The organism is Agrobacterium tumefaciens (genome assembly GCA_025559845.1).
In the GTDB taxonomy this organism is placed as follows: Bacteria; Pseudomonadota; Alphaproteobacteria; order Rhizobiales; family Rhizobiaceae; genus Agrobacterium.
In genome coordinates this window covers 747,501-760,581 of the sequence record CP048470.1, presented here as the reverse complement: position 1 = coordinate 760,581, position 13,081 = coordinate 747,501, and the positions used below count along the sequence as shown (strand labels likewise).

Sequence of the window (13,081 nt, the reverse complement as noted above, 5' to 3'; positions counted from 1 at the left end):
ATGCTGCTGATAAAGTGGTCAGCCGCCCGCAAATCATTAGAGACCGGATGTTGCGAAGTTAAATTCCACAAGAATAATTCGAGCGAACACGTCTCAGCAAAAGCCATTCAGCTTGAGTATTCTGTATGCTCCAATCGCTGCACGAAGTTCATCCTCAGAATTTCGATCTCCGTCATTGGCGTCTGGATGGTGCATCTTGAGCCGTTCCTTGTAACGGCTCTTGATCTCGTCAGCTGAAGCGCGAGGTGAAAGTCCAAGTGTTTCAAAAGCCTTGGCTTCGAGTGGCTTAAGTTTTCGTTCCTGCTGACCGGACTTCGTCTGTCCAGGCGTGCCTGCCTTGCGAGCATTAATTGTTTTTGCCGAGCCGGATCGCTCGGTCGAGGGTATCGGGATTTCCTTTGCGTCCTCAACGCGGGTTCCGAACGTGCGGCGAGAGCCGGTCGTCGCCTCTTTTTGATAACGGGCGACGTCGGCATTCGTTGCTGCTGACGTGTAGCTGTATCCCTTGTTGTAGTCCTTCACATGTTCCAGACAGAATAGAAGGTAGAGCCCTTCAGCGCCAGCACCCACGGGCGCTCGGTGGGTGCCACTTTTTTCGCACCCGTCCCACTGACATCGAGGACCTGAACCCGCGCTGGCCGACGCGGGTTGTTTACGAGCGGACCGAAGGCCTACGAATATTTTGGAATCATGCGTCATCGCTACTTTATGGACGCTGCGGGTCACTTGAGCAACGCTGAGATGGCCTCACATTTGATGTTAGGCATTGAGATTGCGCACTCTCTCCTCTCTGGCATCAGGAATGACCCCGTTGACGTTCCTTTTAAGCAATCGAAATCATTGGCATGTCGCACATCGAAATAGAATGAACGACCAGTTCCACAGGCTGGCCGGATAATTCCGGCCAGCAAAGCGTATCTGCGCGGATCAGTCGGCCTTGTAGACCAGCTTGCGGTCTTCGAGCGCCGGCAGGAACTGGCGGGTGAAGATCTGTTCGGGGTTTGGCTTGGACGGCAGCTGGTAGCCTTCGGCGACGATGTCGATCGAGCGGGCGAGGCGGGCATCGTCGACGTCACCCAGGCCGAGCTTGTCGACCTCAGGCGAGACGATAAGGTTCTCGTAGGAGAATTTCATGCGCGCCAGTTCGAGCTCTTCCTTTGCCAGATTGTCATAGGCCATCACGGCGCCGATACCGGCCTTGGAATTCCCGGCTATCTCCTTGGCGGCCTTGTTCACGGCGCGCACCAGTCCTGCCACCGCCTTCGGGTTTTCCTTGACGAGCTTCTGCGACACCATCATGCCGTTGGCATAGAGGTCTAGGCCGTAATCGCCGAAGGAAAGCCAGTTATAGTCCTTGGCCGGGTCCTGGCGGTTGTTGATCAGGTTAAACCAGCTGGTGATGTTGAAGACGAGGGCGCCGTCGATATCGCCTTTGATCAGCATCGGCTCCTGCAGGTTCGGTCCCATGTTCTCGATTGCGACCTTGGTCATGTCGACATTGTTGATCGAACCGAGCACGGTGACGAGGCGGGTCGTTGGCGTGCCCTGCGCGCCGCCAAGTTTCTTGCCTTCCAGATCGGCCGGCGTGGTGATGTTGGTCTCTTTCTTGCTGACGATGGCAAATGGCGGCTTGCTCCACAGCTGGTAGACCATCACCGGCACTTCGTTGGGCCTCGTGGCGGCATTCTGGATGATGGCGTTGATGTCGCCGAAGCCGGCATCGTAGGCGCCCGACATGATGCGGGTAACGGTGGCGGCCGAGCCCTCGCCCTGGTCGATTGTGACGTTAAGGCCTTCTTCCTTGAAGTAGCCCTTCTGCATGGCGAGCAGGAAGGGGGCGTCCGAGCCTTGCGTCTTCCAGCCGAGGGTGAACTTGATATCCGTATCAGCAATGGCGGTACCGCCGAGGCAAAGGCTCAGCGCAAGAGTCGAGATCAGTTTCTTCAGCATGTCTGGCTCCGTTGGGTTTGGGTAGATGTTCAGGCGGCAGTGAAATCCTGACGGCGGGTGGCCCAGCCGGTAACGCGTGTCTCGATCAGCGAGAAGGCGACGTAGAGAGCTACGCCCAGCAGGGCGAGGATGAAGAGGCCGGCAAAGACCAGCGGCACATCGAAATTGGACGAGGCCGACATCATCACGTTGCCAATGCCGCGATTGGATGCGACGGTTTCCGACAGGACGGAGCCGACAAAGGCGAAGGTGACGGCGATCTTCAGCGAGGCAAAGAAGAAGGGCATGGTGCGCGGCAGGCCGACATTCCAGAGGATATCGAGCTTGCTGGCGCCAAGCGATTTCAGCACGTCCTCCAGTTCCGGCTCGGTCGTCGCAAGACCGGTGGCGATGTTGACGACGATCGGGAAGAAGCACATGGCAAGCGCCGTCAGAATGGCCGGCACCGAGCCGGAGCCGAACCAGAGGACGAAGATCGGCACGACTGCGACTTTGGGGATCGACGAGAAGCCGATCAGCAGCGGATAAGCCGTATCATAGGCCGTGCGTGACACGCCGATCGCCGCGCCGATCACGACGCCGACGGCAACGCCCAGCACAAAGCCGACCATCGTCGTCCAGAGCGTCTGCATGATATGCGGCACGAGGATCGGGAAGCGATCGACCAGCGTTTCGAAGACCTGGCTCGGGCGGGGCAGGACGAGATCGGACACCTGCAGCGCTAAGCAGAGGATTTCCCACAGTCCGAAAAAGGCGACGATGAGGGCGGCGGCCCAGAAGCGGCGGCGCAATTCGTAGCTCATGGTCAGGCTCCCTGGATTGCGGTGTCGGAACGGGCATCGATGATGAGTTCGCGAAGACGCTGGTTGAGTGCAACAAAATCTTGCTCGAAGGTCATCTCTACGGTGCGGGGGCGCGGAAAATTGACGGGACTGTCATCGATGATGCGGCCGGGTCTCGCACTCATGACGCAGATGCGCGAGGCGAGAAAGCCTGCCTCCTTCAGATCATGAGTGATGAGTAGCACTGTCGGGCGGCGCTTCATCCAGAGTGACTGCATCGTGCCCCAAAGTTCTTCGCGGGTGAACTGGTCGAGCGCGCCAAACGGCTCGTCGAGCAGGAGCAGGCTCGGTTCGTGGACGAGGGCACGGCAGAGATTGGCACGCTGGAGCATGCCGCCGGAAAGTTGCCACGGGTAATGGTTGGCGAATTTGTCGAGCCCGACATCGGTCAGCAGTGCGCGAACCCGGTCGCGGAATTCGCCGTTCTTTTTGGCCCGATACTCAGACCGGAAGGGCTTTACGATTTTCAGCGGCAACATGACATTGCGCTCGATTGTCAACCAGGGAAGCATGGTCGGGTTCTGGAAGGCCATGCCGATGCGCAGCGCCTTGGCGCTGACTTCCCGCCCACCGACGATGACCGCACCCTTGGTCGGCTGCAGCAGGCCGGCGGTGAGCCGCATGATGGTCGACTTGCCGCAGCCAGACGGGCCGACAAGCGCCACGAATTCCCCATCGGCAATGCGCAGGCTGGTTTCTTGCAGCGCGACGACGGCCTTTTCCTGCCGGCCGAAAGAGACGGCCGCTTGGGATAGCTCCACGGCAAGAGGAGCGGATGTCGTCGGTTGAGGAACAATCAGCATAAGGTCACCATCAAAAGCGTTTCAGAAAAGTGCATGCAATGAGCGTGCCATTTTGCATGCGTGCGGAATCGATGGATTTTACGAGCGAGAATTCACCTACTAAAGTGAATGCAATAAGTGCATGCATTAGTTTTGGGCAAGTTCGGCTTCAGTTGCATTCAAATGCGGCACTGCACCGAGTTGATCTTTGCTGTCACCTCGCTTATCGAGTTGTCAGAAGCAGAGGGTTCGTGATGACGGGCAAAAAGAGTTCGGCAAGAAGTGAAGGGGATCGTGTCGCAGCGATCTGTACGGCTTTGCGCCGCGCCATTATCGAGCGGGCGCTGCAGCCGGGTGACAGACTGCCGGAGGACTCGCTCGGCGAGCGCTTCGGCGTCAGTCGCACTATTGCCCGACATGCGCTCGGTCAGCTGGCGGCGGAAGGCCTCGTCGACCTGCGGCGCAACCGCATTGCGGTTGTCGCCACGCCCTCCTTCGAGGACGCGCGGGATATTTTCGATATCCGCCTTGACCTGGAAAAGCAGGTGGTGAGGCGTCTTGCCGGCAGGCTGACAGATGCGCAGGTGAAGCAGTTGAGGGGGATCGTCGATGCAGAGCATGATGCGCGACACGGATCCGAGGGCACTTCGATCCGGCTTGCTACCGATTTTCACGTGCTTCTGGCGGAGATGACCGGCAAGCCGATCCTGATACGCTACGTCACGGAAATATGCTATCGCGCCGGCCTCTCCCTTGCCGCCTTCGGGCGACCTCATTCTTCAGACTGCGCTGTGAGTGAGCATCTTGAGTTGATCGAGGCGATCCGCACCGGACCGGTGGAAAAGGCGGAGGCGATGATGGCGGAGCATCTGGAGGCGGTCGCCTCAAGGGCATTGCTGCAAAGTTCCGGTGCCAAGCCACGCGATCTGATGGATATTCTGGCACCCTACGCGGACTAACGGGACCTGACGGGGCCCCGGAAGGGTCTAGTATTCATTCGGCACCGTCGTTGCACACGTCGGTATCGATGATCAGGCCATCGCGCACCGCTAACCGGTCGATAGCGGTGTTGTCGAAGGGCGTTCCGTCCGGCCATTCACCATCGAGATAGCCGAGCCTATAGAGGATGGTTTCGGTTTCATCCGGCACGCCATCGTAACGTTCGTTCCGCTTCGTCACCATTTGTAACGGGCGGCATTGAAGCTAGTCGGACAGCTCGGCGTAGTGAAGACTCGGTTGTCGGTGAAGCGCCAGTTGAAGCGGGAGTGAAATAGGTGGCGGCGCGAACCGGATCAGGGCCCATGAAAGCCGCGAGATAGTCCTTCTCCGCCTGCAGACCATCCACTGTCGTTTCAAGCATCGAAATCTTCAAGAGTGTTGCGAATGGCGTGCCAGAAGTGCATACAAAAATAGTTACGCACTTACCCTTCGAGTTGCAGCACGTGATTTCAAGAATCTTTCGATCTCGTACGGCGCGACGCGCAAATGAGGGGACATGCCGCGCCGCAGGATATGGGCATCATCGATGGCCGCATCGCCGCCAAGATGGGGCGCGAGGGGGGGAGGAGTCCTTTCCTAATTGACTTCAGCCCATCGATCCGACCTTCCGCGCCGTGCCTCTCCGTTACATGGATTCCTTGATCAGTGATCCGGTGCGCACGATCTTGCTGCATGGACCAGATGTCTCGGTCGTGGTACCCGAAAGGGCATGCGCGCTCCCGCAGATTGATGATTGCGATAACAACAGGTGTGAGTTCGATCGGGTGGCCAGTTTACGCATGGAGGATTGGACTATCTAATTTGGGAAGATTTCCATGGCCGTGAGCTACCGGAGAAAAGCAAGGTGTATTCAAACTGTCGATGGAAACAGTCCTGCAGCCTCGGCTCGGGCTGATATCAACTGGATGATTTCCTTGATCTTGGGCTTGGATCGGCCTTCCGGTAAAACGTAAAATCCCATTAAAGCGCGGCGACCGCCCCCTGATTGGATGATCTTCACCTCTCGCAGGCCTTTCTCTACAAAGTAGTCTCTTAGCACATCGCTGTGTATTAGCACCGAGTTTGTATTGAGCGCGAAGTCGATGCATGCGTCCATCGAGTTGCATGCGAACGCATGACCAATGCCATCGATATCCCGCTTACCCGATCCTGAGACGAGGCGTTTTTGTCGGGCTTCCATCGGATTCGCCATTGTCGTTGGATAGCCGCGTATCTCGTCTACCGAATGGGTTCGTTCAAGAAGTGGGTGCCCGTCGCGGACGAAATACCCGTCGGTCGCTCGCCCCAGGGGAATGAAGTCAACCGCGAGCCCTGGTTTCAACTGGTCGATCCGATGCCCCATGAACAGGGAAATATCGCCAGCGACCAATTGGTCCATGCAGCGCATCGTGTTGCCGATGCTGACATTGATCGGCGCTGCCGGGTGCATGTTGAAGTGTTCGATCACAAAATCCTTCAAAAGCAGGATCCAGGTCGAATAACCCGTGCCTATGCTGATGCCTTCTTCCAGCTCTGCTTTCTGCCGGGCAATCGTGTTAAGGGCATTCGTGTGAAGACGCTTCATAAAGATAGTGCTGTTGTAGAGCGTTTCCCCATAGGGCGTCAGCTGGACGCCGCGCACCGAGCGGTGAAAGAGCTCCACCCCCAATGACGTTTCCAGCCGCTTGATGTTGTAGCTCAGCGCCGGTTGGGAGATGTGCAGTATTTCCGCTGCCGCCATAAATGATCCAGCTTCGGCAACCGCCGCGAATTGCTCCAGTGCCTTGTCCATATTCGCCTCCCGTCTTCATAAAGAAATTCTATGATTGGGCGGAAATATTCTATTTGTCCATATGTCTTGTGACGTCTAGTCTTCGCCAAGAAAGCGCACTCGGGGAGGAGTCAGCGGACATCGAAAAACAATGAGCCAACCGGATTTTCACCGGTGAAGCTGGCCCGTAGCATCCTCGGATGCATGTCAGTAGCAGTAACGGGCGGGACCGGTGATCGGTGAGTAACGTGTCGAGACTGCCGGATATCTCGGTGACATCGCAATTGTGCATGTGTTTCCGACGTTCCAGCGAGATCAATGTCACCCTCAGGCCAGTCGTCCTGCCGGTCAAATGATCGAGCCGCACTCGGAGATTGCCGGCTATTCGATTCCGGAGGGTGCGTTTGGCCACAGTAGCGCGAAGCGTCCTTCTCAAGAGATGATTAGAAACACATGTATGCGCCGGACCGGCATCATCAATCGGAACGGTTTGGCGTGAAAGGAAGAGGAGATAGTCCATGGCCAAGAAAAAGTACGTGCTGGTTGGCACAGGCGCACGCGCCCGCATGTTTTACGAAGCCATTGCTCGCGATTATAGTGAGAATAGTGAACTGGCAGCGCTCTGCGATACCAACCAGACCCGCATGGATTACACCAACAGGGTCCTGGTTGAGGAATTCGGCCTCAGCCAGTTGCCGACATACAAGGCTGAGGATTTTGGCCGTATGCTTGATGAGACGGGTGCCGATGTCGTGATCGTCACCTCGATCGACCGTACCCACCACATCTACATCATTGCAGCATTGGAGGCTGGCCGCGACGTCATCACCGAGAAACCGATGACGACGGATGTGGTCAAATGCCAGCAGATCATCGATACGGCGAAGCGGACGGGTCGCTCAGTCCGCGTCACGTTCAATTACCGTTATGCCCCGCATAATGCGGCGGTCCATGAGCTCATCGCTTCAGGCGGCATCGGTGACGTGTATTCCGTGCATTTTGAGTGGTTGCTCGATACCAAGCACGGAGCCGACTATTTTCGTCGCTGGCATCGTGACAAGCGCAACAGCGGCGGGCTTATGGTCCACAAGTCCACCCACCATTTCGATCTCGTCAATTTCTGGCTGCAAAGCCAACCGCAGACGGTCTTCGGTATGGGCGATCTGCGCTTCTATGGCCGCGCCAATGCCGAGGAGCGCGGCCTGTTCACACCCTATACCCGCACCACCAAGGTTGCAGCTGCGAAAACCGATCCCTTCGCCATCGACCTGACCGAAAGCCCGGTCCAGAAAGCACTCTATTGGGATGCCGAACATGAGGACGGTTACCAGCGTGACCAGAACGTCTTTGGCGACGGTATCAGCATCGAAGACACGATGCAGGTCATGGTGCGCTACAGGAACCGTGCGGTAATGACCTATTCGCTTAACACCTATGCGCCCTGGGAAGGATTCAACGTCGCCTTCAATGGCTCGAAAGGACGAATCGAGCTCATGGTTCGCGAAACCTCCTACATTAATGCCGGCGGCGCTTCAGAGAATGAAGGCGAGGCAAAGGGTATCCAGCTCTATCATTTCCCGCTGCATGGCGAACCGCGTGTCGTACCGGTGCTGATGGAGGAGGGCGGTCACGGCGGCGGCGACAGGCGCATGCTCGCGGATATTTTTGGCGGCTCGAACTCGGGCAGCGCCTTCGCTGCAGATTTTCGTGACGGTGCCATGTCGATCCTGACTGGCCTTGCTGCCAACCGCTCTTTCCAGACGGGCCTGCCGGTCGAAGTCGCCGACATGGTTGATCTCTGACCCGTCATCAGACGCGCGTGCAAAGCTGGAAAAGGAGACAGCGATGAATCAGTTGGTTGATGATCGTCTGCTTTCCACCGAAACATCGTCGCAGTGCGTGGCGCACGCCTTTGTGAAGGGGTGCGCAAACGACCTTTCCCCGCTTCTAAGTGACATACGACCCTCTGGCTCGGGAACGAGCCTGCCTTCCCACAAGGGGCCTCAATGTGCCGCGCAAAGCGGACCGTTCGAGATTGATGGACGCAGTTTCAGGAAATCTATGCCGCCAATTACCCTGGCATTGCTGATTCCCTGTAAAGAAAGGGGCCGGCATTCGCCGGCCCCTCGGATAACATCAGCCGACGTAACCAAATGCGACGGCGGGTTCTGCTGCGGTCTCAACCCAGATGCTCTTTGTCTGGGTATAGGCCATCAGTGCATCCTTGCCGCTGGAGCGGCCATATCCGCTCTTTCCGAAGCCGCCGAACGGCGACATGACGCTGATGGTCTTGTACCCGTTGATCCAGAAAGTTCCGGCCCGTACCTGTGACGCCACACGATGGGCGCGTGCAACATTCTGCGTCCAGACGGCCCCGGCAAGACCGTAAGGATTGTCGTTGGCAAGCGCAATCGCTTCCTCTTCCGTGTCGAATGGCGTAACGCCGACAACAGGCCCAAATACCTCTTCCTTCGAAAGGGTGGCTGTCGGAGAGACGTTGTCGAGAATGGTTGGGGAGAAATAGAAGCCGCCAGTTCCTTCCAGCGCCTCAGGCCGACCACCGCCAGCGGCGAGCGTTGCACCTTCGCTTACGCCTTGCTGTACCATCTCCGTGATCTTGGTCCACTGGCGAAGATTGTTGATCGGGCCGACCTGCGTTGTGTCCTCGAACGGATTGCCGACCGGGATGTTGTTGGCGGCAAAGGCATAGCGCTCCACGAATTTTTGGTGGATTGAGCGATGAACGAGGAGACGCGAACCGGCAACGCAACTCTGGCCGGCGCCACCGAAGATTGCTGATTGGGCGCCAAGAATGGCGCGCTCGATATCCGCATCGTCGAAGACGATGTTTGCTGATTTGCCGCCGAGTTCGAGAATGCAGGGAACTACACTTCTTGCCGCCGTTGCTGCGATCAGCGATCCGGCATAGGCAGAACCGACAAACACTACAAGGCCGGTTTTCGGATGCATGATGGCAGCCTGGCCCGCAGTGGTTCCCTGGCCGGCGATCACGTTGACAAGTCCGCGCGGCGCACCAGCGCGTTCGCAGAGGAGACCAAGGATCAGCGTGCTGAGGGGTGTGAGTTCAGACGGTTTTATGACAACGCCGTTGCCTGCGCAAATTGCCGGAGCGATCTGCCATCCGCCGGTGAAAAGCGGGGCATTCCATGGTGTTATCTGCACCACAACGCCGATCGGCTCGTTGCGCGTGTAGTTGAGATGCGAGGTCGGCACTGGAATGACATCACCGTGAAGCTTGTCGCACCATCCGGCGTAATATTCGAACATTTCCGCGACCTTGACTACCTCACCGCGGATATCGCGGATGGGGCGGCCGGCTGAACGGCTCTCGATTTCGGCAATCGCGGCGGCGTTGTCACGGATTTGGCGGCCGATTTCGAACATGATGCGGCCGCGAGCCGAAGCGGTGATCTTCATCCATGCGCGCTGTGCTATGGCGGCGGCATCCATGGCCGCATCGATAACGGATTGATCGGCATCCTTGAAGGTTGCGAAGGCTTTACCCGAGGAGGGATCTGTGAGGGTGAGTGTTTCTCCTCCTCCAAAAACAATCTCGCCATTGACGAGGCTACCGATTTCCTCGGTGCTGAAAAAGCCTTTGAGAAGTTCACGAACACGCGGACCCTGATCGAGGATGATTTCGTTCTTGCTCATAATCTGCAGTCCTTTAGTGCGAAGCTGGTTTGAAAGCACCCATGCGGGTGAAGTCGTCGCCGTCCTTGAGGTCGGTGGAGCCGGCCCAGAGCTTGGCCACGAGGTCGGCCATTGGAAGTTCAGCGCCCGTGCGCTGTGCCAATTCACTGGCGAGACGGACATCCTTGCGCATCAGGCCCATGGAGAACCCGCTGTCGAAACGGTCTGACATGACCCAGGTCGGGAAATGAACTTCGCTGATCATCGAACGACCGGATGCGGCATTGAGGACACGCAATGCAGCCTCCGGGTCAATACCGCCAGCAAGTGCGAGTTTCAGCGCTTCGCTGGTGGTGACCATATGCGCGGCTGCCAAAAGGTTGTTGACCAGCTTTGCAACATTGCCTGCACCACTTGCGCCGACATGCAAAGCCTTGGCGGCCAGTGCCTCGATGACAGGGCGCGCAAAAGCCACGTCTTCCTCGCTTCCGCCAAGCATCATGGTGAGCTTGCCGGATGCCGCGCCTGCCGGGCCACCGCTGACCGGAGCATCGAGGAAACCATGTCCGAGAGTAACGAGGCGGTCGGCGAGTTCACGGCTGACATCTGGCTCGGAGGTCGACGTGTCGATGATGATGACATGAGCGCTCTTTCGCTTCTCCAGGATGTCGACGTGCTGATTGACGACATCAGCCACGTCTTTTGCCGTCGGCAATGAAAAGACGAGGAAATCGCTGGCTTCGAAAGCAGCCGCAATCGTATCGAGAGGCTCGATGTTCGACTTGGAGGCAAGGTTGCGGCGCTCTGCACTGAGATCGAAGCCAAGTGTTAGGAAGCCCTTGGAAGCAAGCGTTTGAGCCATGCCAAGCCCCATGCTGCCAAGTCCGATGACCCCGACTGTAACCTTTTTGTCTGTCGACATTGAACGTTCCCTTTTAGAGAGCAATGCGCTCTGCTGGTTTGGTGATGGCGAACGTTCTCATCTTCGTCCCGGTACCGATAGTCTAGGTGTCGGGAACGACGCGTTGCGAGTGGAGCAACGCTCTATTCAGAGTTTGAAGGCGGCCATCTCAACGGCAAGATGGCTTGCAAGGCGCTCGACCGATGCAGGCAGTCGGCGACGGGATTTGACCAGAAGATGGGCGCTCGCCTGTGACAAAAGCGGGTCACTCAGTTCGACAACACCGAGTGCGGAGCGAGTGAGTTCAGTCGTTACGGCAAAGTGCGGCAGGAAGGTAACGCCAAGGCCAGCCATAACGAAGCGACGCAGGACGTCGATTGAGGGCGTTTCCACCAAAGGAGCAACGGCGACCCCGCAGTCTGCTGCAACGCGGCCAACCAATTGCGTGACACCATGTCCCTTGCTGAGAAGAGCGTAGCGACATTCTGCCAGACAATCCCGCAGCAGCACAGTTTTTCGCTCTTGCAGGGGATGTCCGTTGGGTGCCACCAGGCAAAGCGGTTGGCGGGAAATCGCCAGAGACCGGATGCGTGTGTCGATCACCGGATTATAGGCGATGCCGATATCGGTATCGCCATTCGCAACAGTATCGAGCACATCATCTGTACTGCCGAGTGTCAGGGAGTACGCAACCGTTGGGTAGATTTTCACGAAGCTTTTGAGGCCATGTTCGATCATGTCGCCCAGAAAGCCCTCACCACAACATATGCGGATACGGGCCTGCTGGACGCTCCGCAGCTGGTCGAGCTGTTCGGAGAGAAGATTGTTGTCCTCGATGACGCGCTGTGCGTGCTCAAGCACCAGCCTGCCGGCGTCGGTGAGCCCTACACCACGACTGCTTCGCTCAAAGAGCGGCAGGCCGACGTTTTTTTCAGTCTCGGCAATCTGACGAGAGACAACGGATGCCGCCACATGCAGATGCTCGGCCGCGCTACGGATCGAACCCGTACGAACGACAGCGGTAAACATTCGCAGGGCTTTGGCGTCAAGCGTCTCCATCAGGGCATATTTCGCCGGTCGCGAGATCCTGTCAATCGACTGGCTATCTCAGCCTTGATCCCGATCACGCCGTCTTTAACTGGTTCTGGACCAGCGAGACCCACATGTTGGCACCAATCGGCAGGAGAGCGTCGTTGAAGTCAAAATAGGCGGAATGCAGGCCGGGATTGCTGCCGCTCTTCTTCGCGCCAAGCCAGAAATAGCACCCGCGCTTTTCCCGCAGCATGAAAGAGAAGTCTTCCGCTGCCATGCTCGGGTCGGCCTCGACCACAGTCACACCAGCTACATGGGGCGCAACATCTCGCACGATTGCCGCACAAGCCGGGTCATTGATCGTGGCGGGATAACGGAACATGTAGTCCACGGCGGCTTCGCAATCGAATGCCGCTGAAATGGAGCCTGCAAGTGCTTTAAGACGCGCCTCGATTTTCGCGCCAACCTGTTCATCGAACCAGCGTGTTGTGCCCCGGATCACGACCTCTTCGGGGATGACGTTCCAGGCATCACCACCGTGAACCTGGGTCGCCGAAACGACGGCGCATTGCAGCGGGGAGACATTGCGGCTGGCGATGGTCTGTAGAGCGGAGACAATCTGGGATGCGGCGACGATCGGATCTGCTCCCTCGTGCGGCATGGCTCCATGAGCCCCTCGACCCTTTACCTTGATCTCAAAAGTACCGAATGCGGCCATCATCTGGTCGTTGCGTGCAACGCACTGCCCGAGGTCCAGCGCTGGCCAGTTGTGCATGGCGTAAATACCGTCCATGGCAAAATCACGGAAGAGACCGTCCTCGACCATGGCCCGTCCGCCGCCCTCGTTTTCTTCGGCAGGCTGGAAAACGAAATGAACAGTACCATCGAATGATTGAGCCGTGAGCGATTTTGCCGCCGCAAGCGCCATGGCTACATGGCCATCGTGACCGCAGGCGTGCATTTTTCCTGGTGAGCGTGATGCGTAGTCAACGCCGCTTTTCTCCGAAATCGGCAGGGCGTCGATATCGGCGCGAATGCCGATTGCTTTCGACGAGTTACCCCGGGTCAGGCTGCCAACGAGGCCAGTTTTTCCGTAGCCGGTTTTAACTGAATAACCCCATTCTGCGAGACGCGCAGCAATGAAGGCGGACGTTTCGGTTTCTTCAAACCC

General features: G+C 57.6%; 11 protein-coding genes and 1 pseudogene (1 of these 12 running past the window's edge). 2 read left to right on the top strand and 10 right to left on the bottom strand.

The genetic code is table 11. The annotated features are described in order from the left end of the window. Nucleotides 1-93: 93 nt before the first annotated feature. From FY156_19910 to FY156_19895, 4 genes are all read right to left on the bottom strand, one after another. The gene (locus FY156_19910) at nucleotides 94-699 is read right to left on the bottom strand and encodes a J domain-containing protein (GenBank protein ID UXS05160.1); all 606 of its coding nucleotides are present in this window, start codon (nucleotides 697-699) and stop codon (nucleotides 94-96) included. A 228-nt stretch (nucleotides 700-927) separates the two neighbouring features. Then, entirely contained in the window at nucleotides 928-1,950 is a 1,023-nt protein-coding gene (locus FY156_19905; protein UXS03806.1) for an ABC transporter substrate-binding protein, read from the bottom strand. 29 nt (nucleotides 1,951-1,979) lie between these two features. Next, on the bottom strand, nucleotides 1,980-2,753 hold the full coding sequence (locus FY156_19900; protein UXS03805.1) for an ABC transporter permease: 774 nt from the start codon (nucleotides 2,751-2,753) through the stop codon (nucleotides 1,980-1,982). Nucleotides 2,754-2,755: 2 nt separating this feature from the next. After that, complete coding sequence (locus FY156_19895) at nucleotides 2,756-3,595, bottom strand: ABC transporter ATP-binding protein (protein ID UXS03804.1); 840 nt, start codon at nucleotides 3,593-3,595, stop codon at nucleotides 2,756-2,758. A gap of 233 nt (nucleotides 3,596-3,828) precedes the next feature. On the opposite strand from FY156_19895, the gene FY156_19890 reads away from it, so the two are divergent. Continuing rightward, nucleotides 3,829-4,533: a GntR family transcriptional regulator gene (locus FY156_19890; protein ID UXS03803.1), complete on the top strand. Its 705-nt coding sequence runs from the start codon at nucleotides 3,829-3,831 to the stop codon at nucleotides 4,531-4,533. Between the two features lie 34 nt (nucleotides 4,534-4,567). Here FY156_19890 and FY156_19885 read toward each other — a convergent pair. Continuing rightward, nucleotides 4,568-4,934, bottom strand: a pseudogene (locus FY156_19885) (nuclear transport factor 2 family protein). A 489-nt stretch (nucleotides 4,935-5,423) separates the two neighbouring features. Beyond that, nucleotides 5,424-6,344 carry a LysR family transcriptional regulator gene (locus tag FY156_19880; protein ID UXS03802.1) on the bottom strand — a complete coding sequence of 307 codons (921 nt, stop codon included), beginning with the start codon at nucleotides 6,342-6,344 and terminating at the stop codon, nucleotides 5,424-5,426. Nucleotides 6,345-6,841: 497 nt separating this feature from the next. Between FY156_19880 and FY156_19875 the strand changes: the two genes are divergently transcribed. After that, nucleotides 6,842-8,125: a Gfo/Idh/MocA family oxidoreductase gene (locus FY156_19875; protein UXS03801.1), complete on the top strand. Its 1,284-nt coding sequence runs from the start codon at nucleotides 6,842-6,844 to the stop codon at nucleotides 8,123-8,125. Between the two features lie 334 nt (nucleotides 8,126-8,459). On the opposite strand, the gene FY156_19870 is transcribed toward FY156_19875, so the two are convergent. From FY156_19870 to FY156_19855, 4 genes are all read right to left on the bottom strand, one after another. After that, nucleotides 8,460-9,998: an aldehyde dehydrogenase family protein gene (locus tag FY156_19870; GenBank protein ID UXS03800.1), complete on the bottom strand. Its 1,539-nt coding sequence runs from the start codon at nucleotides 9,996-9,998 to the stop codon at nucleotides 8,460-8,462. A 13-nt stretch (nucleotides 9,999-10,011) separates the two neighbouring features. Further along, on the bottom strand, nucleotides 10,012-10,899 hold the full coding sequence (locus FY156_19865; protein ID UXS03799.1) for an NAD(P)-dependent oxidoreductase: 888 nt from the start codon (nucleotides 10,897-10,899) through the stop codon (nucleotides 10,012-10,014). Nucleotides 10,900-11,025: 126 nt separating this feature from the next. Then, nucleotides 11,026-11,937 (bottom strand): LysR family transcriptional regulator, encoded by a 912-nt coding sequence (locus FY156_19860; GenBank protein ID UXS03798.1) that lies wholly within the window; start codon nucleotides 11,935-11,937, stop codon nucleotides 11,026-11,028. A gap of 64 nt (nucleotides 11,938-12,001) precedes the next feature. Then, nucleotides 12,002-13,081, bottom strand: partial view of an amidohydrolase gene (locus tag FY156_19855; protein UXS03797.1) — the 3' portion only. 84 nt of this gene lie beyond the right edge of the window; 1,080 of the gene's 1,164 nt are visible here — the last part of the coding sequence; its start codon lies off the right edge, out of view — the gene reads right to left on this strand; its stop codon occupies nucleotides 12,002-12,004.